Genomic DNA, 660 nt, shown 5'->3' with positions numbered 1-660 from the left:
TTAAAGTGTTCGGCCCCACTTGCCACGCCTGATTGGAACTCTTCACCGCCGTACAAGTTAATCCAACTTGCGTAAGGATTGCCTTCGAATACCGTGTTTTCATCTTCAATCAGCATTTTACCAATGACGGCGTAGCCGATGGAGCAAGGGGCAAGCGCGGCATACAAGTCAACTAAGTCGCCCGTCATTCCCGCATCCAGTACGTAGCGCGTGTAAGCCACCGTGCCAAAATCTTCCGGCTCGTTTTCGAGATCAGATTCCGTCAATCCCCACTGACCGCAGTAGGTAACATGGTGGGCAATCTCTGAATCTAAAAGCGCATGTACACTTGGTAGTGCGCGGCGCATGTCGTCTAACGTACGTGCTTTGTAGATTGCCAGCGCATAAGCTCGCGCGTACTGTTTTAGGAATAAGAAATCTTGTTTCAAGTAATGCAGAAAACAAGGTTGAGCCAGCGTGCCTTTGGCCAATTGCTGCACGAAGGCATGCTCAGTGTATTCTTGCCAATCTTGGCGGCAAGCGTCGATCAAATCTTGGTATTTCATAATGGGGCAGCCTCGTAATTAGTCAAAGCTCGGTACGTAATCTTTCGCTTTTGGTAGTGTTTCGATGATTTTTTGTGAATACATGAACTCGGCGTAATCGTCGTAGCGTTTTAGG

The 660-nt window shown here is 48.3% G+C and carries 1 protein-coding gene; it reads right to left on the bottom strand.

Annotated features, from left to right (window positions below; translation table 11 throughout):
• A partial coding sequence (locus tag R7R78_RS26920) for a TenA family protein (protein WP_225474709.1) occupies positions 1 to 545 on the bottom strand: 545 nt, incomplete at its 3' end.
• Positions 546 to 660: the final 115 nt, after the last annotated feature.

The organism is Vibrio sp. 2134-1, from assembly GCF_033339495.1.
The sequence above is the reverse complement of the archived record's forward strand: the minus strand, read 5'-3'. Positions and strand labels throughout refer to the sequence as shown.